This window comes from Candidatus Neptunochlamydia sp. REUL1 (assembly GCF_963457595.1).
Lineage (GTDB): Bacteria > Chlamydiota > Chlamydiia > Chlamydiales > Simkaniaceae > Neptunichlamydia.
Genome location: NZ_OY735134.1, coordinates 1 through 25,359, shown reverse-complemented (window position 1 = coordinate 25,359; position 25,359 = coordinate 1). Strand labels below are relative to the sequence as shown.

General features: G+C 40.4%; 24 protein-coding genes and 1 pseudogene. 11 read left to right on the top strand and 14 right to left on the bottom strand.

The genetic code is table 11. The features are described from left to right. Positions 1-116: 116 nt before the first annotated feature. On the bottom strand, positions 117-683 hold the full coding sequence (locus tag R2I63_RS00125; protein ID WP_316355556.1) for a hypothetical protein: 567 nt from the start codon (positions 681-683) through the stop codon (positions 117-119). Positions 684-868: 185 nt separating this feature from the next. After that, positions 869-1,849, bottom strand: coding sequence for an IS5 family transposase (locus R2I63_RS00120; RefSeq protein WP_316355554.1), 981 nt, complete (start codon positions 1,847-1,849; stop codon positions 869-871). 429 nt (positions 1,850-2,278) lie between these two features. Between R2I63_RS00120 and R2I63_RS00115 the strand changes: the two are divergent. Continuing rightward, positions 2,279-2,398 (top strand): annotated as a pseudogene (locus tag R2I63_RS00115) (IS6 family transposase); the annotation flags it as partial. 939 nt (positions 2,399-3,337) lie between these two features. On the opposite strand, the gene R2I63_RS00110 reads toward R2I63_RS00115, so the two are convergent. Continuing rightward, positions 3,338-3,931, bottom strand: coding sequence for a hypothetical protein (locus R2I63_RS00110; protein WP_316355552.1), 594 nt, complete (start codon positions 3,929-3,931; stop codon positions 3,338-3,340). Between the two features lies 1 nt (position 3,932). Between R2I63_RS00110 and R2I63_RS00105 the strand changes: the two genes are divergently transcribed. Further along, entirely contained in the window at positions 3,933-4,139 is a 207-nt protein-coding gene (locus R2I63_RS00105; RefSeq protein WP_316355550.1) for a hypothetical protein, read from the top strand. Between the two features lie 223 nt (positions 4,140-4,362). Beyond that, positions 4,363-5,322, top strand: coding sequence for an IS30 family transposase (locus tag R2I63_RS00100; RefSeq protein ID WP_316355548.1), 960 nt, complete (start codon positions 4,363-4,365; stop codon positions 5,320-5,322). A gap of 107 nt (positions 5,323-5,429) precedes the next feature. Here the strand turns inward: R2I63_RS00100 and R2I63_RS00095 are convergent, their stop codons facing one another. After that, the gene (locus tag R2I63_RS00095; RefSeq protein WP_316355547.1) at positions 5,430-6,392 is read right to left on the bottom strand and encodes a transposase; all 963 of its coding nucleotides are present in this window, start codon (positions 6,390-6,392) and stop codon (positions 5,430-5,432) included. Positions 6,393-6,612: 220 nt separating this feature from the next. On the opposite strand from R2I63_RS00095, the gene R2I63_RS00090 reads away from it, so the two are divergent. Beyond that, a complete protein-coding gene (locus R2I63_RS00090) occupies positions 6,613-7,392 on the top strand; it encodes a hypothetical protein (protein WP_316355545.1) in 780 nt (259 codons plus the stop codon). Positions 7,393-7,752: 360 nt separating this feature from the next. Here the strand turns inward: R2I63_RS00090 and R2I63_RS00085 are convergent, their stop codons facing one another. Beyond that, positions 7,753-9,348: an ATP-binding protein gene (locus R2I63_RS00085; RefSeq protein WP_316355543.1), complete on the bottom strand. Its 1,596-nt coding sequence runs from the start codon at positions 9,346-9,348 to the stop codon at positions 7,753-7,755. Between the two features lie 413 nt (positions 9,349-9,761). Here R2I63_RS00085 and R2I63_RS00080 point away from each other — a divergent pair, with 413 nt between their 5' ends. Beyond that, positions 9,762-10,409 carry an antirestriction protein ArdA gene (locus R2I63_RS00080; RefSeq protein ID WP_316355541.1) on the top strand — a complete coding sequence of 216 codons (648 nt, stop codon included), beginning with the start codon at positions 9,762-9,764 and terminating at the stop codon, positions 10,407-10,409. An 85-nt stretch (positions 10,410-10,494) separates the two neighbouring features. On the opposite strand, the gene R2I63_RS00075 is transcribed toward R2I63_RS00080, so the two are convergent. The 4 genes from R2I63_RS00075 to R2I63_RS00060 all read right to left on the bottom strand — a co-directional run bounded on the left by R2I63_RS00075 (position 10,495) and on the right by R2I63_RS00060 (position 12,170). Next, entirely contained in the window at positions 10,495-10,854 is a 360-nt protein-coding gene (locus tag R2I63_RS00075; RefSeq protein ID WP_316355539.1) for a hypothetical protein, read from the bottom strand. Then, a complete protein-coding gene (locus R2I63_RS00070; protein ID WP_316355537.1) occupies positions 10,851-11,330 on the bottom strand; it encodes a disulfide bond formation protein B in 480 nt (159 codons plus the stop codon). Before R2I63_RS00070 ends, R2I63_RS00075 begins: the two co-directional genes overlap by 4 nt. A gap of 119 nt (positions 11,331-11,449) precedes the next feature. Further along, positions 11,450-11,932, bottom strand: a complete 483-nt coding sequence (locus tag R2I63_RS00065) for a conjugal transfer protein TraD (RefSeq protein WP_316355535.1) — start codon at positions 11,930-11,932, stop codon at positions 11,450-11,452. Then, positions 11,919-12,170 (bottom strand): hypothetical protein, encoded by a 252-nt coding sequence (locus tag R2I63_RS00060; protein WP_316355533.1) that lies wholly within the window; start codon positions 12,168-12,170, stop codon positions 11,919-11,921. The genes R2I63_RS00065 and R2I63_RS00060 overlap by 14 nt, the downstream gene beginning before the upstream one ends. Positions 12,171-12,378: 208 nt before the next feature. Here R2I63_RS00060 and R2I63_RS00055 point away from each other — a divergent pair, with 208 nt between their 5' ends. The 4 genes from R2I63_RS00055 (at position 12,379) to R2I63_RS00040 (ending at position 16,961) form a co-directional block, all read left to right on the top strand. Beyond that, on the top strand, positions 12,379-15,519 hold the full coding sequence (locus tag R2I63_RS00055; RefSeq protein ID WP_316355531.1) for an AAA family ATPase: 3,141 nt from the start codon (positions 12,379-12,381) through the stop codon (positions 15,517-15,519). A gap of 35 nt (positions 15,520-15,554) precedes the next feature. Continuing rightward, on the top strand, positions 15,555-15,770 hold the full coding sequence (locus R2I63_RS00050; RefSeq protein WP_316355529.1) for a hypothetical protein: 216 nt from the start codon (positions 15,555-15,557) through the stop codon (positions 15,768-15,770). Positions 15,771-15,833: 63 nt separating this feature from the next. Further along, complete coding sequence (locus tag R2I63_RS00045; RefSeq protein ID WP_316355528.1) at positions 15,834-15,995, top strand: hypothetical protein; 162 nt, start codon at positions 15,834-15,836, stop codon at positions 15,993-15,995. Between the two features lie 36 nt (positions 15,996-16,031). Then, complete coding sequence (locus R2I63_RS00040) at positions 16,032-16,961, top strand: Rpn family recombination-promoting nuclease/putative transposase (RefSeq protein WP_316355526.1); 930 nt, start codon at positions 16,032-16,034, stop codon at positions 16,959-16,961. A 313-nt stretch (positions 16,962-17,274) separates the two neighbouring features. Here R2I63_RS00040 and R2I63_RS00035 read toward each other — a convergent pair whose 3' ends face one another. Both R2I63_RS00035 and R2I63_RS00030 read right to left on the bottom strand, forming a co-directional pair. Then, entirely contained in the window at positions 17,275-18,267 is a 993-nt protein-coding gene (locus R2I63_RS00035; protein WP_316355524.1) for a hypothetical protein, read from the bottom strand. Beyond that, a complete protein-coding gene (locus tag R2I63_RS00030; RefSeq protein WP_316355522.1) occupies positions 18,264-20,801 on the bottom strand; it encodes a hypothetical protein in 2,538 nt (845 codons plus the stop codon). The genes R2I63_RS00035 and R2I63_RS00030 overlap by 4 nt, the downstream gene beginning before the upstream one ends. Positions 20,802-20,966: 165 nt before the next feature. Between R2I63_RS00030 and R2I63_RS00025 the strand changes: the two genes are divergently transcribed. After that, complete coding sequence (locus R2I63_RS00025) at positions 20,967-21,476, top strand: helix-turn-helix domain-containing protein (protein ID WP_316355520.1); 510 nt, start codon at positions 20,967-20,969, stop codon at positions 21,474-21,476. A gap of 8 nt (positions 21,477-21,484) precedes the next feature. Then, complete coding sequence (locus tag R2I63_RS00020) at positions 21,485-22,024, top strand: IS630 family transposase (RefSeq protein ID WP_316355518.1); 540 nt, start codon at positions 21,485-21,487, stop codon at positions 22,022-22,024. 283 nt (positions 22,025-22,307) lie between these two features. Here R2I63_RS00020 and R2I63_RS00015 read toward each other — a convergent pair whose 3' ends face one another. The 3 genes from R2I63_RS00015 to R2I63_RS00005 form a co-directional block, all read right to left on the bottom strand. Further along, positions 22,308-23,918, bottom strand: a complete 1,611-nt coding sequence (locus R2I63_RS00015; RefSeq protein WP_316355516.1) for a type IV secretion system DNA-binding domain-containing protein — start codon at positions 23,916-23,918, stop codon at positions 22,308-22,310. 15 nt (positions 23,919-23,933) lie between these two features. Further along, positions 23,934-24,668, bottom strand: coding sequence for a hypothetical protein (locus R2I63_RS00010; RefSeq protein ID WP_316355514.1), 735 nt, complete (start codon positions 24,666-24,668; stop codon positions 23,934-23,936). Continuing rightward, positions 24,661-25,359 (bottom strand): hypothetical protein (locus R2I63_RS00005; RefSeq protein ID WP_316355513.1); only part of this gene is annotated, 699 nt, incomplete at its 5' end. The genes R2I63_RS00005 and R2I63_RS00010, both read right to left, overlap by 8 nt.

The window sequence follows — 25,359 nt, the reverse complement described above, 5'->3', positions numbered from 1 at the left end:
AAGCGAAGGAAAAAAGAAACGCCTGAGAGAGGAGAAAGAGAAGTATCAGTATTAGCTCCCGAAACACCTAAGACAGAATTAGATTTCGAACCACCTAAGATAGAAGGAGATGATTTTTAACCATAACTACCATTTAATACTTGTCTTGGGCAATCCGTCCATTCCGAAGCAAAGGGGATTTCCTTGGAATGAAGGCGTCCTTCCCAACCTGGAGGGATAAAGTTAAACCCCATGTCGTTTGCAATGATCTCGAGTTTTTGCATATCTAAAAGCCAGGGGAAAGAGTAGAGATTAGGCTGCAGCCCGATATTTCCACTGATGTTGAGTTTGGTAATGTTGAGTTCTTGTAGTTGGATAGGAAGCCAATTGATCTTGTTTCCACTAATATCTAATGTAACCGCAGATTGACACTCTATCAAAATTTGAGGAGGAAGACGATGAAGATCAAGATTGCTGAAATCTAGATGTGTGATTTTTGCAAATCCATTTGGATACCTCGCTCTGATTTTTTCAGCATCTTTTTCATAGGATTTGATCAAGCTTACTGCGTTTTTTGGAAGAGCATTACGTTCAACAAGTGGGAGCTCTTGAGAAAAGTGGATTGGAGAAATCCCGCCTAAGTGGTCAGACTGAAAACAAATATAGCTTTGATCAACTCGAGTGCGATATGCTACAACTTCCATCTAATTTTCCTTAATTTGTTTATGTAAGAACCAACTATAGTTAATTAAAATATTAAAGTCACACGGATTTTTCATTTATGAGATTATTTGTAAATAGCAAGACTTAATCTGACACTTATGGTAAATTGAACAGGCTTTGTTGCATAATTCATTGAAAGTCTTTTTGGCCCTCCCACTTCTGTGGGTCAGTTTATCACTTTATAACTATCTGGCATACCCAGTTCGGTCATACAGTTCAGAGCTTGGAGCTTTATCATAGATTCGGTAAATTGATTTGCCCAGGTTCTTGAGCGAAGTTTGTCTCCCACAATCGTCTTGAATCGGAACATAAAAGTCTCGACCAAAGACCTTTTATGATATCCCACCTTCTCCTTCCAAAGCTTTCTCCCATCTTCTCCACCTCGCCTGATTTCCTCTATAGCTGTATTTCTTTGAGCCAAGCATGGAGCGGGATCTTTCTTGTGAAGGCGGGCATTGTTTGGTGGTGGAATGACCGGCCTTCCCCCTCGATCATCTACGGCCATCCGACAATCTATTGTGTCATAGGCCCCGTCACCGTAAACATCTCCCAACGAGAAGTCGTCTAGGCAATCCATCATCTCAACCATAGCTGCGTCATCAGTTACATTATTTGAGCTCAGAGCTCCAATAACAATCTCATTCGAATCAACACACATGCCCACATGAAGTTTTCTCCATGTTCTCCTTTTAGAGTATCCATGCTTGCGGGTTTTCCATTCACCCTCACCAAAAACTTTCAATCCGGTAGAATCGAAAATCACATTCAAGCTTTCCCCTGGCTTAAGAGGCCTTTTTAAAGGGATTTTCAGATGTCTGGCTCTCCGAGAGAAGACTGAGTAATGGGGGCAGTTAAGGTTGAGACCTAAGATCGCAATAAGTGACTCGATAAAGCCCTGAAGTTGACGAAGCTTACAATGAAAAACTGCGCGTATCATCAAGGCACATAGGATGGCGTCATCAGAATAGAATTTTGGCCGACCTCGACTGCCTAAATTTTCGTTGGAATACCACTTCTCTATAACTTCGGGACTAAACCAAAAAGTGATGCTCCCCCTATTTTTCAATGAAGTGTTATACTGCTTCCAGTTGCGGATTCGATAGAGATCTCTCTTTTTGGATGGGTTTGAATCTTTCTTATTCGTCATTTTGAGCCTATGGTTTTTCGTTTTCATAAACAAAAAAATTTTATAGACTCACTGACCTTAAGGCAAGAATCACATTTTCTGCAGCTATTTATGCAACAAAGCCCCTTTTCACTGGATCTTGTGGTAGTAAAGTTTTCAAAATATCCCACTGTTTCTCGCATATTATTTGATTTATAAGTTCCTCCTTGTTAAAAGGATGGAGTATATCAAATCAGATACTTATTAGTGGGATAATCTCATTATGATATCAAAACAACACCAAAACAGTGTTATTCTGGCGCCAATTTATCCGATATTAATTGTAAAATCCATGTGTTCCTAGAAACAGATCCGGGAAGAATTTTGGTTCTGTTGCAAAAAATAGGTAATGGCAAAATATTTGCTTGGGATGGATAATTTGTTCTTTAGATCGAGAGTACAGGAGCAAAGATGGACCAAAATAATCCTTTCAAATGGCGTCATTATGAATCATGCATCATATTACTCTGCGTAAGATGGTATTGTCGCTATTGCCTCAGCTATAGAAATTTGGAAGAGATGATGAATGAGTCCGCTGGTCCAATCAGAGAAAAACTCAAGAATTATATCAGATTAAATTTTCGGAAAATCAGAAAGGTGGTGTAGGAGCTTCCAACAAAACCAATAAAGACACGGGCTTTCAAGAGAAGAAAAACAGCTTTTGAAAGAACTTTAGATGTTCTTGGTTTAGAGTTGAAAAATCTTTCTACGATGTAGTGCTTGATAAGTACGGAAAACCAATATGCTCCAGCAAGTGAGGTTAGAAAAAAAGCCCCAAGTCCCAAAAAATTGCAGCTTTTTTCATTCCAAGCCCAGTAGGCGAAGCAGAATAAAAACAGGAAAGCTGTCAGCACAAAAGCAGTTCTATAGGGGGATGAATAATGGAACACGACCTGTTCTTCTTTTTTGGAAGGCCAACTGAGGGTCCCAAAGTTTTTATAGATGGGGCCCCCTGAAGAGAAAAAGCGCTTTGGAACGGAAAATCTTTTCCCATTTACGTCTTCTAACAGCACTGAGAATAGGTTTACCTTGATAATTGTTAGCTCCTCTTCGGGCTCTGAGGGCTTCCCTTTAACGCCCAAGCTGAATTTCTCAACGTTCTTAATCTCGTTCCATATTAATCTCCTTGTAGGAAAATAGAGGCATCCCAACAGCTCACCGGAGAGAAAGAGTATCGGTCCAAGAATACACCAAAAAAAGCTAAATCCCATCCACAAAAAATAACAAAGATGTGCCAATGAGCAAGCCAGAGAAAATATCTTAAGCTTTGGCTGACTGTCTGCATCGATGAGGATCAGAAACCATTCCCTTCTAGAAAGATTTTTAATGTCCATGTTCACACCCCTTTGTTGGGTAATATAACTCAGATTTAAGATTTTGGCTAGTTTCTCAGGAGAACATGCTTGTAATTCCTCGCGTTTTCCACTCCTCCTGAAATCGGATAGCATCAATCTAAAGTTGATTGGACACTCAGTTGATATCCTCATTAATCTTAAGTATTTCTCTATTCCAGCATCTTGATGCTTCAAAACGTTCTAGCTTGAGGTTGACCTGTGATGCAAGTTTTGCAAGAAGGATCTTGGTTTCTCTTCTTTTCATCTTGGAATAAGCCCTTTCCAGCCTTTTGAGGAAAAGAAGATTTTTCTCGCCTTGGTAATTTGTGAAAGCCCGAACAATCATCTCTTCCGAGATCAAGGGTGTAGGACTTGCGAATTTGAGAATCTTCGGATCAAATTTCAGAAGTGCTGGAACGCCATTAGTCTTTTTCTGATGCGTAGATATATTTGTGTATAAGAAGGTTATTTCCTTTCTCTCAGAGAAAACCTCTTGCATTTCCTTATCCACAAGGCAAAAAAGAGGGGTTTGTAAAATCTCCTTGAGAGTCGCTTCAGCCTGATCATCAAGAAGAGAATATAAAAAATCCAAAGGAATCGTGTTTTCTGAGATGATCAGAGCGGAAAACCAGAGGAAATTTTTGGAGTTTTGAGACAAAGAATCAGAAAATTGATGATATATTTCTTGATTTTTTAACTCAGCTTGTTTTTTCAAAGATTTGTTAATCATTATGTTAGCTTCAATTTCTTTAAAAGCTGCAGTTCCTGAAAAAAGCAGCGCACATATGAGCGGCACGCTAAAGACAATTAGAACTTTTTTAGGAGGGCTCATTAGAAGAACTAGGAATATAAAGGTGGACAGCCAAAGGGTTAATTTAGAAAAAAAGTCATTATCTTTCCCTACGCAATACTCTAAAAAACTTTCCGAAAACAAGTAATAAAAGCACCAAACTGTTCCCAAGGCGAACAGAACGAGGAAAGCCAAAAGAAAAAATATGGTTCGTTTTTTGGGTTTCTGATAAATTTGAGCTAGCTGAGTCATAACAACCTCCGGTTTAGGTTAGACTGATTTGGTTAGCTCTCAAAGTGATCTGATACATCATTTTGAGAGCGTTTTTTCTTATCCCCCTTTTGAAACGATTTTATATCTTTCAAATATTTATGTCTCGAGTCTTATCCTATTTTTTAAATTTTGTTCATGGTTGCTCTTTAAGAATTGATCTCCCTAGGGAATGGATCCTAAAGGGAGGGTTTAAAACAATCTTCCCCTCAGTAATCAATGACGTCAAGATGGTCTGTTTTGACGCTTACGATGAAAAAGCAAAAGAGCGACGCTATAGAGCAAGTCATCGGAAGTTAAAGATGACAGGTGCAATAGTTTCCACAATTGAGGAAAAGTTGAAGATGCAGTGGAGCCCTGAGCAAATATCGGGCTGGCTTAAGAAGGAAGGATATACGAAATGTGTCAGCCATGAGACTGTTTATAAGTACATCTGGGCCAATAAGCGGATAGGAGGATCATTGTATAAAGAGCTTAGACACAAAGGTAAAAAATACAACAAGCGAAGTAAAGGAACATCTGGCCGAGGGTGCATTCCCGGAAGAATAGACATTGATGAAAGACCAGATATTGTAGAAGAGAAAGTCCGACTTGGTGACTGGGAACTTGATACGATTATAGGCTCTGGACAAAGCGGGGCGATAGTCTCCATGATTGACAGAGCTTCTAAACTGACAAAACTTGCAAAGGTATCCCAGAAAACTGCAAAAGAGGTGAAGGATGCGCTAGTTCAAAAACTGAGCCCCCTTCAAAACTTTGTTTTAACGTTAACAGCGGATAATGGGAAGGAGTTTGCTAATCACAAAGAGGTGAGCCGTTGCCTTGAGACAAGTTTTTATTTTGCAAAGCCTTATCATTCTTGGGAAAGGGGGCTTAATGAACATACAAATGGCCTAGTTCGACAGTATCTTCCTAAAGGCAAGAGATTTGATGATGTTTCAACACAGAGTCTTATGGAGGTTGAGTTATTGCTTAACAATAGACCAAGAAAAGTGTTAAACTTCTCGACACCATTAGGGGACTGTTTAGAACTGAGAGATTTTAGGGGGTTCAGGATGTAAGCATGTTGGATTCAGGAAAATATTCGCTCTTGGGTGCTTTTTGATCAATTTTATGCCTTGTTAGTGTTGAGAACTGAAAAATTCAGTCCGTTTTGACACACCTCTTCCTAGGAGAGACACAAATTTGGGGGATCTAGAACCGCGAGCCTCTTCAGGTTGTAGCAAATGGCCTGCATAAAACCCACAAACTGATTTTTCGCAATTCCTCGGTACCGAACCCGTTTTTCTCTCTGCGAAAAGACCCTCTCATGAGGAGCTCTTACAAAGCTGTACCATCGATCCTGATCTTTGTTTTTACCTTTCATGTTATTCTTTTTTATAGCACTTAGATGTACCCCCTTTGTCTTCGCTACTCTAGGTGCAGGATTGATACAATACCCTTTATCCGCATAGCTAGCCCCATGAGATGGACACACGTGCTTGAAACCTGCAGCGTCTGTGATATTCGCTGGAGTAATCGCAACCTTGTTAATCAACCCTGTTTGCATATCCACACTGGTATGCTGCTTATAACCGTACCAGTATTTATTCTTCCCTTTACAACCAATCTTTGCCTGGACGTCTGCAGAAAATTGAGAGATGTTTTCGTTGTTTAGCTTCTCATATTTTTCTTCAATCGCTTTATCTCTTTCTTCCCATAAGTTTGCCTTAGCGATTAAATGAGTTGCGTCAACAAAAGTAAAAACTTCACTCATAAGTCCTTGTGCTTTTAACTGATCTCTTAGGTCAGCAAAAATCTTGGACAAGGTATTGGTCCCTATCTTTTTTCTAAGTTGGCAAAAGACTGTGTGATCTGGGGTCTTATCCCTGAGATTAAACCCACAAAACCATCGAGCTGCAGTATTTTCTTGGATAAAGCGTTCCAATTCTCTATCGCTGCAGTTCTCCATAAACTGCAGCAATAAACACTTGAATAATCGAAGCAATCCGTGCCCCTTATGGGGATTTTTCTTCTCCAGTTTTTGGAGTCTTTTCTCCACAGAATTGAATGACCAAATCTTGGAAAACTTGCGGTAGTTATGGCTTTCTGGAACTAAATCTTCTAGACAGATCATTTCAACTTGTTGCATAGGAATCCTCCGTTGTTGAGGAATAGTTTAAATGATTTCAGAAAATGATCCCAGTTCTCAACAGTCCCCTTAGAGGTTTTTAGCCAGCTCAGTAGAGGGGTGGCAAATGTCGCACTTCAGAGTTGAATCGGCGCTGGCTAGAATTGACAGTTACATTGCGTGTGAAGTCATCTTAGATTAAGATTGAGAGCAATGATCAAAGAACTGAAAAAAATTAAAGATGAAAAACAATAGATCGAAACATTCTAATTCTACTGAAGATTTAAGAAAACTAATAAAAAAAACTTTTTCAATTAATAAACGAGAACTGAAAAATATTGAAGCATTTTCTCTTGGTCAATCTATTCTGATTTTTTATCATATACACCCAGACCTATTTCTCTCAGAAATATTGGATCGGTATCTTATTGAGAAGGCATTAAACATGCACGAAAAACAAAAAATCGACAAAACGTGGCTGAAAAAAGCTTTTTCTTTAAACCATGATAATTACCCAAAAATTTCTCCTGTTTACAAAAAATTACACGAACACCTTCCCTTTGATCAACTAGAACAGTTTATTCAATTTCTTGACGATCAAAACATATCTGAAAGAATTGCAGAACGTTGGGAAGAAAAATCGCCTTATCATAATGAACTTTTTCGTTTTTATACAAATACCCTTGATATAGATTATGTTTGTGATACAGATGAATTCTATGAATGGAGAAAAGTCGGTGACATATGGATTAGTCTTTCAAACACAAGCCATATCTATAGAAATACATTTGCCAGCCTTTTAAGATCAATAGACATAGAACCTCCTAAATTTTTTCATATCCGTAACTGTTCAAAAAAAATAAAAAAACTACAATCTGATAATATTGATGAATTTTTTTGTAAACCATCAGATTCTGGTTTTTGCAAAAAAATATTAAAAGGCTTGCGGAAAGCGCTTAATATAATTTGGAAGAGTTTATTAGAATTTCTTAATGCTATTAAGCCGGATATTAACATATAGCTAAATAATTCTTAGTGCAGAACAAATAAACTACGCAGAACTAAAATTTTAAATCAAGCACGCTCCAAGAAAGGACACGATGCACAAAGTAGAGAAAATCATAGAGTTTGCTCCTATTTGAGAAATTTCGGGGAGAGTCACAAAAAATGAAGCTCAGATTTGCGTTGTTTTGCGTTGTTTAAGTGTTTGGTTTGTATTGGGGTTTGTTTGTCGGGAAAACGGCTTAAAACGCGATTAAGTGCAACCTGGCGTGTTCAGTTTTTTTAGTTGTAATCTGGGGTGATTTAATATGTCTTTAGTTCGGATTATCAAAACAAACCTAAATCAGAACCTTCCGATCCTGAAAAAAGATCTGGCAGTTCAGGAGGGATAGATTTCTCGTACAATTTCTCCGGAAGCAGTATAGAGGGAGGCTTTCCAGGCATCGATGTTGCGGGATTTAGAGCTAAAATTAACGCCGATTACAAGGGTGTCCTTATCATTTTGAGCAAACCGTTGTCTGTAGCGTTGGGTTTCAGCTTGGGCTAAGGCGATTTCGGGAGTTTTGTCCAGTTTTAGTTCAAAGATGCAGAGGGCTTTAGGAAGCTCTGTCATGAGATCAATACGACCAATATTAGTCGCGATCTCAGACATTGTTTTGATTCCTGATGTCTCTAGAAACGTGAAAAAGACTGCCTGATAAAATCCTTCTTTAGCATGCTGAAAGGTATGATAGGGCATCTTAGCAAAATGGATATTCATTTTTTCAAAGAAAGCCTTTAGATCGAATTTTTGGAGGTCTTCTCTGATAGCTTGGGAGGCTCGAGTGACTTCTAATGGGTTAACTTCTGTAAACTCTTGCAAAAGAGAATTAAAAAAGGCTTCTTTGACCTCACGATTAGGAAAATCAAGGTCATAGGAGTTTTCTTCAGAGTTATGTCCTCGGATAGTTAGGTAGCCTGTTTGATACATTAAGGCCGAGAGATTAATGCGATCCACTCTACTGATGTCGGAAAGAGTGCTTTCTGTCTCAGAAATATTGCTAAGAGGGATGACAGATTGGGGATGTTTTTTGACCTCATTGAGAAGAAAAGAAGGTGTTCCAGTCCTGTACCAGTAACTTTTTGCTTTCATGGCATCTAAAAATAGAAGCGTTGAATAGGGGTTATAGACAGAGAGCTCTTTTTCCGAAAAACGGTAGCCGTTATACCAAGTGCGGATCTCTTCAAAAACTTCTTCTTTTGTATCGCTTCTTTTCTGGGCAATGGTTTCGACATGCTCATTGAAAGAACCCTTAAGCTCTTTTTCGGTATATCCCATCATCCCTGCATATCGAGGGTCCATGGTAATGTCGGTTAGATTATTAGGTCCGGAAAAAAGAGACACCTGAGAGAATTTGCTAACGCCGGTCACGAAGGTGAACTTTAAGTATCTATCGAGACTTTTTAAAGTTCCAAAGAAGGCCTTTAGAAGGTCACGGTTTTGCTCGGCGATCTCTGGTTTCTTAAGGTTATCGATGATGGGGCTGTCGTATTCATCGACCAATACAACCACTCGGTTCTTTTCTGCTAATGTAGTAATAAGAGATTCTAACCCCTCTTGTACTGTAGGAGACTCAATAGAAATTCCCATTAGTGAGGACATTGTTTGAAGCTTTCTCTTCAAAACATTTTCAAACTCAATGGGATCTCGACTTTCTGTTCGCGCTAGATCAAAGTGCAGAACCGGATGCTCTTGCCACTCATAATCGCTGTCATAGATTTGGCATTCCTTAAAAAGCTCTTTGTTGCCTTTAAAAATCTCTTCCAATGTATTGAGGAAAAGGGATTTTCCAAATCTCCTAGGGCGCGACATGAAATAATGTGGAGCGCCTTCATCTATTAGTCGCTTGACAAATCCTGTCTTATCAACATAGATATATTCATCTTTTTTGAGGATCTTTTCAATACTCTGAATGCCTATGGGTAGCTTTTTCATCTTTCTCACGTTTGTTATCCCTAGTATACTTTTTATGAGATATCCTCGCCACCCTCTTCTAAAGTGATGCCCCCTGCATCCTGCTGAGAATCCTCTCAACCAATTAAAACCTTATGAATCGATAGGGCATGTCCTCAGAGGCTCTGCTGAGCACCTCGGCATGTCAGGGCGCTTCGCTTTCTATTGATGAGAGAGTTGTTTATTTTACTTTTGTTTCTAAATAGGTTTGATTCATTTAAAAAAGCATAAAAATATTATTAATGTAATTAAGAAAATATTAAATTTATCTATGGAAAAATACAAAGTTATGTTAACATTATGAATAAGAAAGGGGAACAAAAACGCCCCCCAAGTAAGCGCCAACTTACGAAGGAGGCTAACCAAGACACAACGAACTAATATAGGAGTTCATCATGAATCAGCTAGTACAAGATTACAACAATTCACAAATTTCTAACAACGACCTAGAAAACGATTGTCCAAGCGTTTGGATCGGTTGCCTATCGGCTTACAACGAAGGGATATTGCACGGGGAATGGGTAGATGTTCCAGAGACTTTAGAAGACCTCATTCAAGTAAAAAATGAAATTCTAAAAACTTCTCCGGGCGAGAACCCTGAAGAGTGGGAGATTTTTGATGCTGAAGGTTTTGCCCCTTTTGATACACAATACCTCGATCTTGAAACAGCAGTTGTAAAAGCAAAGTTTCTGAAACGCATTGAAACAGAGTTTGAAAACAGGACGACTGAAAAAGATGCCTTTTGGATCTGGATAGAAGAGAACTATTGCGGGGCTAACGACATCCAAAACGAGGAAGAGCTTGACCAAGCACTAGAAAAATTTCAAGATGCTTTTCAAGGCGTTTACCAGAGCGAGGAAATGTTTGCAGAAACGTATTTTGAGGATTGTTATAATGAAGAAGAAAAAGGGGGTCTCTTCGCAAAATTTGATTGCTATATTGACTGGTCTCGCGTTTGGAAATATGAATTTTGTTGCAATGCTTGTTACGATTCCGCTTCAAACCCAAATGGCGCCGGGGTCTTTATTTTCTGCAACCAATAAAATCTAACAAAACGCCCCCAGCAATGGGGGCTTACAAAAAATCCAAGAGGAAGACTGTGAGGATAAAGCTTAAAACATGAAACACCTATTCCCAGAAATCTAGCTGCAAACACTCCCTTTTAGGAAGCGTTAAGACCTCTTTAGAGAGCTCATGCTTGATTGTTTCTTCAATTTGACCCCATACCCCAGCCTCCTTAAAAACAATCGAAGGGACGAGCCTCGGTTTGATCCCAGCCTTCTTGTTGGAGTGGATGCGGAAGGGAGGCTTTAAAAAGATCTTCCCTTCATGATCAATCCGATAGGTGATATTTTTGACATCCATTTCAATCGGCCCTAAAAGCAGATGCACCTCACACGTCCCCTTAGAAAGGTACTTTTCGCTATCAGCTTTTCGTCTAAATTCCTCCGGATAAAACTTGTTCACAACCACTTGTGTTTCCATCATAAGGCTCCCATCAGACCTTTCTTCAAGCTAAAACGATACCCTAGTCCTAAAACTAAAGTATGAAGCAGTGCATTCAATAGAGAAACCGGCACCCCAAAAACAGACCAGGCTATATCAGAACATTTTGAGGTTTTTAGCATCCTTGAAAACTCCTGCGTCGTATCAAAGCCCTTCTTTGATGTGCAAAAATCTGGCAAAGCTCCTACCTGCATTAAAAAATGTCCCATCCCAAGGACAATCCCCAAAGCCAAACACACCTGCGTTACCTTAAAAAACCCTTGCTTGTAAGAGCTCAAGAGCCCAAATCCCGCATTCACAATCAAAAGAGCAAAGGGAATCCTCTGAAGCTTGCACATCACACAAGGTTTTAAATGGAAAACATGTACCGCTGATATGGAACAAGCTAGAGCAAACGACCCAATAGCAATCATCGCTAAAAACCATCTGTTCAAAAAGATGCGCTTGGAAGTTTCCATCTAAACAAACACCAACTGATCGCCCTCAACTGCCCAAAGGCAAAGCTCCAGTTGATCAAAGTGAGGGTTTTCCAAAGACCTTTTCAAAAACGCTAGCATCTCGTTATCAGAAGCCATATTCACTCCTCCTCTCCATTTTTAGACGATTGACTCCCTAAATCTTGCACCTGATGGTCAACCCCCTTAAGAAGCTTTTCTAACTGCGCTTTTTTAGCAAACCCTTGCCACTCCTTCCTAAAACGGTTCCATCGCAGTCCCGCCTGCCTAATCTCCGTCTTAATCTTCTTTTCCGGTTCCTCAGCAAACGTCACAATCAAAGGCTCCCCATTTCTCTTTTTATCCCTATCAAGAGCCTCAGCACCTTTTTTGGTCCACCGTTTAAGCGTCCCCTCCTCTTGTTCCTTCTCCTTGATTTCAAGAAAAGCCCCCAAAAGAGTATTCGTGTTCAAATGATCAATTCCGGCTTTCGAAGCAACCCCACCGACTTCAATCAGAAGCCTCGTGCGGTTTTTACGCTCTTTAAGCTTCAGAAGCCTTTCCTGATGCTCAATACGAGACTTTTTCAGCTTAAGGGCTTCCTTCTTTTTTTCAAGCTCGTTCATTTTCACAATCTCCAATGTTTGTATACCCAACCTTATTTCTCCCTTCAATAGAAAGCGAAGCGCCCTGACATGCCGAGGAGATCAGCAGATCCTCCGAGGACATGCCGTTTTCTTTTTCAAAGTTTCCCACTTTCAAGAGCTCTCTTAGTTCACTATCCGTTAAAGATCTGCTATACCGTCTTTTTCTTTGAAGCAACTCTATTACTTCTCTTCTTGAGGCATGAAAACGTTGTTCCATATAACAACTTCCTATTTTCTATCCATCGTAACCAAAGTGTCCTTTAACAAAAAGGACTTTTACCTTGCGGATGTATTTTTAAGTTTACCTAAATTAGAGTTAAAGCGTTATGGCTATTAATCGCTAGATTAGAGACATACGCAATATGCACCATACTGGTGCTTGCTTTCCTTAAAACTTGCAGAAAAACAAAAAGTCTGTTTTGATAATGTTAGATAAAGATCTAAGAATAAGAAAAGATAAAATGGCAATAGGACAAGCAAGGAACGAATTTGTACAACGCTCTAAAGGGCAGAATATCTGTCATAAAGCTGCCTATATTGATCGCTCTCGATTAGAATTTGAAGGTACGAAGTTTCAGCATAGAAAGCTTTATGACTATTCCAGTAGAGAAGCGCCTCTAGCAAAAAAGATCATGCTTCCTGAGGGCGCAGATGAAAAGTTTTTAAAACCTGAAATACTTTGGAATGCTGCCGAAAAGATAGAGCCACAACATAACTCGCAAGTAGGGATGGAACTCGTTATCGCCCTCCCAGATGACAAGGTGATCACTGAAGAAGATCGTATTGTTTTAACACAAAGATTCTCCCAGCAGTTTGTGGATAAAGGGCTAGCAGTTCATTATGCTATTCACAGCCCTGATGATAAAGAAGATCATAATTGGCATGCTCATATACTAGTACCAACAAGAACATTTTCAGAAGATGGAGAAAGTCTTCACTATTTGAAAGATAGATCCTTGCAAAAAGAGATCTCTAATACCCGTTGGGGAGAAGTATGGACAAAGATACAAAACGGCTATTTTAAAGAGCTTGGTCTAGATCTGCGTGTAGATCCAAAGTCACTGAACCCCCAAGAACATCTAGGCGCTATAAGGCTTCGGGGGAATTGCCTAGATATGCTAGAGAGACACGAGGAAATTCAAAAGCAAAACGCTATTGATGCAAGTGATCCAGCTAAGATTTTGAAAGCCATTTCTAATAATAAAGCAGTATGGCAAGTCCAAGATGTTGAGCGTTTTATGGCCAAACACACACCTCACGAGAAATTAGAAGGAGTTAGGGATTTATTTTGGAAGCAAACAGAAATAGTGAAGCTCCAACAGAAAGATTTAAACAGTCGATATCCTTGGTACAAAGACATAGGGAAATTCACAACTAAAGAAGTTCTTGAAGAAGAAAAGCAGATCGTTCGCCGCTGTGAAAAAATCAACGATATCGAACATATTAAGCTAAAGGATAAACATCTAGAGAAGTATTCGCGTACTCTGAGTCCAGAACAACTCCAAGCTTTTAAAACACTCTCTGGAAGAGAAGGTTTATATGTATTGGAAGGTTATGCTGGTACAGGGAAATCTCACGTTCTAGAGGCGTTAAAAAAGTCTTACGAAGCAAAAGGAATCAGAGTACGAGGGTTTGGTCCTGATAACGCAACCGCTAATCTTCTCAAAGAAAAAGGGTTTAATGCTGAGAATGTACCTAGATTTTTGTACGCTCAAGAGCATGGCTGTAGAGAGATCAAGGCCAAAGAGCTATGGATCGTCGATGAAGCCGGAAAACTGGGAAACCAAGCCCTTAATGAACTCTGTAGGGTAGCTCACGCCCACAAAGCCAAGCTCATCCTTTCCGGAGACTCTTCCCAAATGCCCTCAGTTGATAGAGGAGGGATGTTTCAGGTTCTAGCAGAAAAATATGACGCTTCGAAACTGCACTATATACAACGCCAAAGCTCTCAAGAGCAACGATCTATAACGCAAAGCTTTGCACAAGGAGATATTGAAGCCGCATTAAGAGGGTTGAGCAAGGAAAAATGCCTGAACTTCGAAAGAGATAAAGCTAGCGCAATGGAAAAGCTCATAGTAGATTGGTCTTTTTCTCATTACCTCGACACATCTAAGTCTTATGACAAATCCCTAATCCTAGCTACCACCAATAGAGAAGTCCATGTACTCAATCAAGCGGCTCACGACGTCCGCATGGTTAAAGGAGAGCTGAAAGAGGAAGAATACTCCTGCAAGACAATGTTTGGTTCTTTGCGCGTTAGTGAGGGGGATCTGATTGAATTCAGGAAGAATGATCGCGCTATTGGTGTAACAAACGGACTAAAGGGCGAACTTGTTAAAGCTGAGGAAGACCGTTTTGTCGTAAAGCTTGATCAGGAGGGAAAAGACAGTTCCAAATGCACCAAGATTGTATCATTTGATCCGAAAGAATACGGCTCTTGGCAATTAGGGTACGCAACGACTACTTTTCGATCTCAAGGTAGAACGGTAGAGGACACCTACGTTCTCCACAACTCACTCAATGGAAAACAAACTTCCTATGTCGCCATGTCCAGGCACAAAGAAACTGTCAGTGTTTACATTGACAAGGAAGAGTGTGGAGGTTTTGGACCATTGCAAGAGCAATGCTCCAAAGACGCCTCTAAGGAATCCACACTCTACTTCCACAACGAATATGATCTGCAGAAACAGGCTGAGAGGGAGAAATTTGATCACGGGCTTGAAAAAGCAAGAGAATATGGCACTAGGTGGACTCGTGTTAAAGCATTTGGGAGAGAGTTAAAAGCAAACATCCAGGAAATATTAGACGATCGTCGGGAAAATAGAGCTGACAAATCCGATAGCCATGATTTCTATCAAAACACTTCAACCGAAAAGTCTGATCCTTCCCAATATGGTGTATCAAAACTTCCTGAGATTGAAATCTATGCTATTGAAAAAAAAGCCCTGAAGCCAATAGAGAAAGACATGGAACATCAGCTCGAAGAGTTGCGTATACGAGAGGCTGTGTTAGAGAGGCAAGAGATGCAGCTTGAGAAGCTCGCAGTCTATCAAGAGTATTGCCAATCTTCAGGGATGGAGCCCATTCAAAATATCGAAAGCCTCTTCACCCCTGAGAATGAACGCTCAGTAGTTGTCCTGTGTCAGTCTCAATTAGAAGCAGATGAAGCTTCTAGACTCAATAATCAAGAAGGCTACGTCTTCGTTTCTATAGAGAGTGCTGTCATTGAAAGCAGCTCTCATGAAAATAAGATGCCAGTAGAGGACTCGCTCTTGTTTGACAAAGAAAATAACGTTGACCTTTCCATCTTAGAGGATAGAAAGTTATTGGTATGGGGAAGTGAGTTAGAGCGTCTGGAGATACTGGAGCAACTAGCGATCCATGAAAACATGCATGCACGAGAAACCGAGCATGATTTTCTTTCCTCTGAAGCTTTAAAAGACATACAGTCGCAAGAAGTCCTGGGCTGTTGGTCAGAGCTAGAAAAGCAAGAAAAACAACTAGATGTTCAACTTGGCATTGAACAAGAAGAGCAGCAGCAAAGAGGGTTTGAACTAAGTCTTTGATGCACCAAAAAAACAATTTTGCAAAGGAGAAAACTATGCAAACAATGGAAGAATTGCAACACCCAGTAGGGTGGGATGTTAATGCAAGGTCTAAAGATGAAGAAATCGTCTTGAAACCAGTAGAGACTGAGCAAGAGATGTTCAATCGAGTCGCCTTTGGAGGAGAGCGGATTCTCTATAATTTCAATGGCGCAGAGGTTGCCATCGTTCCTCTAGAGGATTATGAGGTTTTAGAGGGGATAGATCAGTAATTTTTCAATGGCAGAGAATATCCCCCGTCCTATAATGTATATTTCAAATGGAGTAGGTATTCTATGGATAGTGACCAGGAAAATTTGAACGCAGGCGGTGCCATGGACAGTGTGAAAAGAAAAGTCTTGGACTGCATGAAGCAAGACTATGAATACACAACAGAGTTTGAGCTTATGATATCCACAAGAGACAATTTTCTGACCTGGAAGGATTTTGATTACTAAAATTGCTTAGGGAAAAAGTCATTGAAGGGTTTTCCTATGGAGAGTACAATAGAGCTAATTCGAAAGGAAGAGGACTTCATGTCACACAAAATCAATCCGCGGGTAGACCTCGCCTTCAAGAAAATATTTGGCACCGAAGGCAACAAAGACCTGCTCATATCTTTGATTAACTCTATCGTAGGAGAGGAGGATCAGGTTGTCGATGTGACCCTGCTTAACCCCTATAATCAGAAGAATTTCAAAGAAGACAAGCTCTCAATCCTCGACATCAAAGCCGAAGGAAACCATGGAAAGAAGTTCAATATTGAAATTCAAATTACCGATGAGGCTGACTACGACAAAAGAGCTCTATACTATTGGGCGAAGCTGTATACAGATCAGCTCAAAGAAAAAGATGACTATGGAACCCTAGAAAAAGTCATAGGGATCCATATTTTGAATTTCATCTCTATCTTGGACTCTGAAAAGTATCACAACGCCTTCCATATCACAGAAAAAGAAACGGGTCTCCATTACTTTAAGGAATTGGAGCTTCATACAATAGAACTGAAGAAATTCAATGACAGCCTAGGGAAAGAATTTGAAGATATTGGATCCAAAATTCAAAACGCCTTAGACCTCTGGTCTGCGTTTCTACTCAGAAATGATCTCCTTAGCAAAGCTAAATTACCAGCTTCCTTAGATGACGCTCCAGTGAAAAAAGCGATTGATGTGCTCAACGTCATGAATTTCTCCGAAGAAGAGCGTGAGATTTATGAAGGGAAGCTCAAGTGGCTGAGAATCGAAGCAAATACCTTAAAGAAATACGAAGAGAAAGGGCGCGAAGAAGGGCGTGAGGAAGGTGAAAAAAACAAATCTCTAGAGATTGCTCGTTCGATGTTTAATGAAAACCTTCCGCTTGAACAAATATCGAGATTAACGGGTTTGGGTGAAAAAGAGCTGAAAAATATCAAAGGATCGGAATGATACGGAAAAAATTAGAAAAGTGCGAAAATTTCTCTCTTTAAAAGGGCTCTAGGATCCGATATCTGGATGTGGGTAATGTGATCCTGCTAATGAAATAAAAACCTTCGCAAAAGTGCTTAAAATTGATTTTAAGGAATGTTGGTCAGACCTTATTTTTTCTAGTCACTGTAAAGATGATATCTACTTTAGTATGCGGAATACACGACTATTTTTTGCAAAAGAGCCGAGAAATCTGCTTCATGATCCATTGGTGAAATAGGCTTGGCGGAACTTTTCGTACCGTTGGACTTCAAGGCCCTTCTCCACTTCAGTTTTATAGCTTGTCCGGCTTAGGGACTTTTGTTTGATTCCTGTTCGCATAATTTCTTCCAAAATAAATAGAAGCCATTGCCACAACTGCCAAAGCTAAGATCCAATACTTTCTATTACTACGATGGGCAGCAGGAGGCCTTGGAGCTACCTGAGGAACTAATAGAATACCTGCTCCAGCTCTGATTCTAGCTAACTCTTCTTCATGGGCTCTTTGTCTTTCTTCTTTAATTCTATTCAGACTAGCTAATTCTTCTTCATAGGCTCTTTGTCTTTCTTCAGTTCTTTTGTCCAAAGCTTCCATGTTATCTCGGTGAGATTTCTCTTGCTCTTCCATGTTATCTCGGTGAGATTTCTCTTGTTCTTCTCTGGTTCTTTGGTGTTCTGCTTCCTTGGCAGCCCACATAACGCGGTTTTCAGCATCTTTAATGGCTCTGGCATCCATGTCTGCTCTGCATTGCCTACCGATTTCCTTTAGTTCTTCGATTCCGGCACCATATCGATCTAAAGCTTCTTGGTTCTGGGCATCAAGTGCTTGTATTCTTTCAATAGCTTGGTTTTGCTTTTCCAGTTCTACTTGAGTATTTTGCCAACCTATATCTTTGGAGAGATCTCCCATTATTCCAGACATAAGCGGCTGACTTTCAATAAAGGGATTACCCCAAAGAGCATCCCATTTATCACGCAATTCACTGTCTACTCCATTATGAGACGCAGCAATTGTGTCTGAGAAGTCCTGTAGATGGCTTTTTATGTAAGAGGGAATATTTGCAAGCTGAGCTTCGGGTAAATTGCGGATCACTTCTGGGTCAAGTTGCATGACCTGCTCAAAAGTTAGAGGCTCTAGCTGTAGCACTTCTACTCTATCTGCACCTAAAGGAGCGATTCCTCCTACAACCTGGAGAACTCCGATCTCAGGTTCTGGAAGAGCTCCGGTGTTCACGTTTTTTACTGGAAGGGGAACAACTGATTTTTGCTCTGGATTTACTGGATTCATACTACACTCCCATTTAAATACTTTCTTAATAAAGCGTTGTTTTCCCTAATCCATCTTCTTGCTAATAACCTTGAAGCAATCTCAAAGATTTTTTCACTAAAAGGCTTTGGACGGTTTCTTTCAACCTCTATTTCTTGCCAACTGATCCTACCGGCACCACGAGGAACACAGAGCTGTAATCCATTGCCTATGCTCGCTAAGGTCTGATGCAGTTCTGTATGGACATCCTGAGATAAAATCTTTAGTTCATCTAAAATGACTCTAGAGTGAGATCTATTTCCCGCAGGAGAGGGATTTAAGATGTCTAGGAAATTAGCTGGAGCAGATAAGCTGTCGCTTATTTGATGCCATGAGGCAATTAAGGTGCGACCCTCCATTCCAGGAATCTTCATAAATGCATCTGTTATTTCCTTAAACTCTGCGACACTTTGGGTGGTCCCCTCTTTAAGAAAGGAGGTTCTTCGATGAATAAAAAGCTCATCCACAAGTAATCCACGAAAGTCTCTGAGCTTTGCATCAATAGTTTCGAGTCTTTCAATTCTAGCCTCCGCAGCTCTTCTGAACTCTGGAGAATTATGAGCACTAAGGATTCCCATAGTATCAACACGGGATTTTATTCGATCACTCTCTTGGCCAAGAAGAACTCTTAATCTTTGTATTTCAACTTCTTGCCTTGCAAGTTCGAGTTTTTTTTCATTAGCTTCTTGCCTTTCTGATGCAATCTCAGCATCTTTTTGCCGCTGCATTTCTTCAGTTGCTTGAGCCAAGTCTTCAGCTTTTTGTTTTTCTAATGCAATCTCAGCATCTTTTTGCCGCTGCATTTCTTCAGTTGCTTGAGTTAATTGGGCTTCCTTATTCTTAGATGCTTGAGCCAAGTCTTCAGCCTTTTGTTTTTCTAATGCAATCTCAGCATCTTTTTGACTCACTTCAAGTCCAAGCCTTTTCACATCTGCTGCTCGCGCATCTTTTTCTTGCTGAAGTTGTCGATCTTTAGCAGATAGTTCTCTAGCTTGTTGACTTCTTGCTTGTTCTGAAGTTTGTAGCTTTGTACTTTGAACAGCCATGATATTCGTGCTAATAACTTCTTCAAGAGCTCCCTGAAGGCTTCTGATTAGTTCAATACCCCTCTGGAGCTGATGGTTTTTCGTTTGCACCCTGCTTAAAATAAGGGGCAAGTGATCCTTGTCCGCTCCTGCTGACACGATTTGTCGTGATTGCTCTCCAAGAATGAGATCATTTATTTCAACTGCTCTATTCCTCAGGCGCTCTGATAAAAATTGTAGAGATCTTAACTTCGCAATATCTTCAGGATTTTGAAAGGTTTTAAAGGTATCCTGAAGCCGATGTCTAAGCTTGGATGAAGGAATTTGCGAAAATACATTTAATACCAGGTCGCTGATAATTACACAGGATCCATTCGCAACAACACCTGGAGGAAAAGTATGTATTCTATGCATAATATCACAAAAGGCTCTCCCATGGATGGGCACTAAAGAAGAATCAACTTGAAACACTTCAGGATTAATTAACTGACGAGCTAAGGCATTTATTTCAGTTGAAAGATCTGGCATTTGAGATTGAGGCGCTTTATGCACACCATTTTTCCCAAAAATGATCCAAAATCGAGGCAATGTTTGACTTGTACTAAAAAGGCAGTATTCGTCCCACTTTGGGGTTTGATTTTTTATTCCTGTTATTGGAGGTTTACAGACCAGTTCATCCACAGGAGAGGGAACCACCGGAATATAATGTGCATTATATACTCCAACATGATCCTTCCCCTTTAATTTTACCCCATCTCCATTGATTACCGGATAAGGCTCCCTCATTGAAGCCCAAGATAAGATCATATGCAAGGGGGTATTATCTGGGTCCCCACCTGACATTACTTCTGCATAACGACTATAAAGCTCTGCATAGCGCATGCTGTTCGTAAGATAAATACCACTTCCGAACCATCCAGGATCTGTAGAAGAAGGCCCAGCTATTCCTGAGTGCTTACCAACGATTTCAAGCCCAGAGTGACAAATAGACTCACACAGTGCTTCTTTACTCCCCTGTAATAATGGAAGTATTTTTACATTTTTAAGTGCCTGAACATTGCCCTCCACTTCGATTGAGCAAGGAAAATTCGAGACCATTTTTTTCCAACGATCAAAAACATTTTGTCTTTCAACCGCATTAGTTCCTTGTTTCCATTTTGGATCAAAAAATCCATTTCTTGACTTATCTTCTGCAGTTTTAATACCTGTCTCAAATGATTGAAAAAGTCCTTCATGGTGAAGATAACGTATTTCTTTAATATGACGATCTCCAGCCTGACTACGATCAAAATATTGGTGAATAAAATTCCATTCCAAATGATCTTCGGGTCCAAGTACACAGTATTTACACTGGCTTTCTCCCTCTGACAGGGGTTGAAAATGACTTGGAAGCGGTTTTAATCGCCTCTCAAGGTCGGAATTCAAGCGCCAGGGCATATCGGGGTTTGAAAGATACTTCCTATCTGGAAAGCAATTTGCTGGGTTTGCCATTTTGGCTCTTCCTTTCTTAAGGGGTAAAATTTCCGTAAATTTTACCCGAGTATCTGTTTTTAGACCACGATAAAACTAAATTAAACATAATACCATTCGTAAAAAATAAAGTCATAAATTTAATTGGTCTTTTCATGTAAGCTGTTTGAGTTTAACAGGAGGTGAGTGTTGAGAGGAAGAAAGGCCGCTCAGATAAAAGGACTTGATCAGTACGATTTCGATAAGCTTGCTAAAACAGAGGGGAGTCCAAGAGAAAGGAGGAGGTTTCTGGCATTTGCCCATCTCCAAGAAGGGAAGACGTTTACAGAAACAGCAGCCTTTGTACGGGTGAAACTCAGGTCTTTGATGAGGTGGATCAAGAGATTTAGAACGGAAGGTTTCGAAGGGTTAAAAGATAAGCCGGGTAGAGGTAAGAAGCCATTGATACCTCTAGAACACCAAGCTGCATTCAGGCAAGCTGTTTTAGAGCTGCAAGAGAAGAAAGTAGGTGGACGTATCAAAGGGAGAGACATTTTGGAATTGATGAAAACAAAATATGGAGTCGACCCATCTTTGAAGACGGTATACAATACATTGAAAAGGGCTGACCTCGTCTGGATCTCGGGTCGATCAATTCACCCCAAGGCAGACTTAGAAGCCCAAGAGACTTTTAAAAAAACTTCTCAGAAAAAGTAGTTGAGGCATTGCCAGCAGGAGTAGAAATAGAGTCTGTTGATATTTGGTTCCAAGATGAGGCTAGAGTGGGCCAAAGAGGCACTGTAACCCGTACATGGGCCAATAAAGGAACACGTCCTCGGCTCGCACGTCAGCAGCAATTTGAATACGCTTACATATTTGGAGCTATTTGCCCCGTCAGAGATGAAGCTGTAGGCCTTGTAATGCCAGCTGTAAATACAGAAGCAATGCTTGTGCATCTTGAGCACATTTCCATGAAGATTCCTGAAGGAAGGCATGCAGTTATTGTGCTGGATAGAGCTGCTTGGCATACAACAAAGCGACTTAAAAGGTTTAGCAACATAAGCCTTCTACCGCTTCCTCCGGTTTCGCCAGAGTTGAATCCAACAGAACAAGTATGGCAAACGCTTCGAGATGAACATCTAGCGAATCGCTGTTATGAAGATTATGATGCGATTACGATGGCCTGCTGCGATGCATGGAATGCATTTGTTGACACTCCAACCAGAGTGAGAAGGCTCTGTTCAAGACCGTGGGCTATTTTATGACGTTATTTTTTACGAATGGTATAACTTGTTAACTATTAACGTGTTTATGTTTTTTTTAAAAAAGGAATACACTCATAACTCATTGCTATAGCTAAGATGATTTGTTTTAGTTACCATACGACGGAGTGCAAGGGCTTTTTTATAGAAAAATGCCTATAACTAATTTAAATCAGTTTATCTATAGGATGTTTATGGTCTCCTCTAGGGATGGTTGGAAATCTCCGACTTCAAGGCAGAACAAAGTCTAAATCTGTCGAGAAGCGACATTTCGAGTAAAAGTTATTCAGTTTTTCTTAGCAATCCCTAATTTCAAGTGCTTGATTTTACCTTTTGTGTCTCTTAGATAGCAATAATTTACCCTAAGATTTTGTATGTTTGTCACTGTGACCATTGCTTGTTTTCGGCGCTGTTTGCTTTGTGTTACACCATCTCTCATATCGTTGGCACCATAGGAAAGCCCCTCTTTTGTCTCTTCAAGTTCCAGGTTCCCAAACAATTTTGACAGCTGCTCAGCATTCTGTGGCTCGGACTCACGAAAGACGATTTTTGTTTGACAATTGGATGTGATTGTTTGCGCCTGCTGGGAGCCATAGATATCTACTATCTGAGAGGGCGATTGCGTAGCAAGCAAGGCGCAGGCTCCGTATTTTCTTCCCTCTGAAAGGCAGGTGCTCAGACCATTGATTTGGTCCATCGATGGAAGTTCGTCATTGACGAACCATACGCGCCTATCGTCGCAAGGATCAAGAGACATCAGAGATCTCATTGCCGTTGAATACCACGCACTAAGCAAAGGACGCATGGTGTCTCTGCTTTTAGTATCACAAGAAAGAAAAAGCCATGAATCAGAGGATTCATCTTCAACCCATTTTGTAATAGAAAACTCCCGTCCTGGGTCCGGAGTTTGCAAATGTTTCAAGCAATTCAAATAAGAGGCCGCTGTAGATCTGATGCTAGCGGTTGTTTTGTCTCCTTCTTTACTGATGTGGGCCATTGCTGAAGTCCACTGGAGTGTGTCTATGAGATCATTTATGGGTCTTGCTAATAGCATTTCAGTGAGAGCCTCTAAGGGTGTGAGTTTGTCATCATCGTCATCATCAAGATCTGCATAGACTTCCATCAATGATGAAAATACTGTTGCTGCTGCTTCTTTCCAAAATGAATCATGGTCTTTTGCCTTGTTGGGGATGAACGATTTGGCTAATGCTTCGTACTCTATTTCATCTGCTGCATCGAGCCAAGGGCTCCAATGCTTACTGCGTCCTTTTGCATCGAAAGGGTTGAGGATGATATCCCCACGCTTTTCTGAATAGTATCTATCTACAAAGACACCTGTTGTATCCAAGATGACGGCTTTTTGGGATTTTTCTTGTACCTGTTTTAAAATATGATGGAACGCGTTAGTTTTTCCAGAACCTGTTCCTCCGGTTACCAGAATGTGGGTGTTCTCTGATTTTTTTGGTAGAGAGGCTTTCCCCAGGAAAAATCCTTTGTGAAGTGGATTCTTGAATAGGGGGCGTTTGATTGGAGACTTGTTTTTTGCCTTGCGAGTACGCTTACTTACCAACCCACGCACTTGAAATATCCCAAGGACTGAACCAAAAGCTATTGCTGCGACTTTCAATGACGGTTTGATTTGTCTAATGGCAAAACTCCAAACCTCGTCCATTCGATCGCTATAGTGGTTCCACGCATGTTCATCCCAACGACCGATGGCTTTGAAATATCGAACAAAATCCATATATCTATCTTTGGGAACCATTGTATACATTCTGTAAGAAAAGGTTGCTATGAGAGCTATTACAGAGATTATCAAGGCGATCTTGATCACCTGACGGAGCATCCTCACGCCGTGGGCAGTGGTTTGGCCTCCTCCTGCTAGCGTCTTGAACATTCCTCTCTCCTTAGCTTACTTCACTGATAAATTTTCAAGGAAAGCTTGAGGATCTTTTCTAGATTGCTCTTGCAAAGCAAAGCAGAGATCCTTTAACTCTGTTCCTCGATAGGGCTCACTGTACTTCTCTTGAAATTTGGCTTGTTCTTTGTGTAAGAGATCTTTTTGTCTTTCGATATTTTCTAAGGCTGATTCTCTTTGGTCGGGATACCATTCTAAGCTATCTACTCTTCTGCTTAGTTGGATCACCAACCAATCGATCTTACCTTCATCTCTTCTTCTTTCAAACTGATTGAGGGTCTCGTCTTCTGCTTGAGGGGTCCACTTTTTATCAAAAGCGGCCTGGATAATTTCAATGTGCTCCATCCTCTTAGGAAGTTGGGATTCTAACCGTTTGACTCGATCTTGATTATTGCCCTCCCTAATTAGGTCTTTAATATATTTTTTATTATCTTCTAAAGACCCTTTCATTCCCTTGATTTGATGTTTATCAGAGGCTTTTTGACTCCTAGCGAATCCCTCTGATAGTCTATCTAGTTTAGCATTCCAGTTTTTGTCGAATCTCTCTCGAAACTCCGCCTTTCGTTCTATAAAAGCTTTACCAATTTCATCTTCGCAGTTCTCCATTTTGTCCATACGACCTTTAATGAGCACTCCCCCAACAACAGTACTAAGAATCGCGATCGCTACGTATGCTCCACCCCCGATGAACAAAATGCGCTTCCAATTGCGTTTGACTTTTTCAATCATGGTCACCTTCCTTATTCTCCCGTTGTTGTTTCAATCTTTCCGACCTGGCATAGGCTTTCTGTTTCTGCCCATCCCAAAATTTTCCTAACTGTTTGGCAGTGTTCTTAGCTACAGTTTTCCCAGCATACTCTTTTGCTTCACGCTTCACTTCTTGCTTGTGCTCAGGGCTCACTTTAGTTTTGTGGAGCTCAGCCTTATTGGCATCGATCTGCTCTTGCGCTTGGATATTGTTTTGAATTGTTCCATCGCTTTTCTTATAGTCAAAACCTGCCTCAAGAAAATCTCTTTTATCACCAATCTCCCCTCCTGCCTTCACCTGAGACTCAACACTACCACGCAGGCTGTTGGCCTTAGCTTCCATTGCTTTAGGTATAGTTGGAGCTACTTCTCGCTGTCTTATGCTTTTGTCGCCTATTTCAGCTGTTTCTTTCGGCCCGGTTTTATGCATTGTTTTTAAATACTCTGTTTCAGGTATTTTATTTTTCGTTTCATTATAATCAAATTTAGATTGTATCATTTTATTTGCTTTTTGTGTAGTAAATTCTTCTATATTTTTCTGCAATTCTTCAGGTTCTTTGAGCATACGATTTACAGATGCTGAGTCGTCATATTTCTTGAGCATCGCATCGGTGAATTCGTTATTGAGGTTCTGTCTCGCGTCGGTAGAAGACTTTTGATATGCATCATGGAG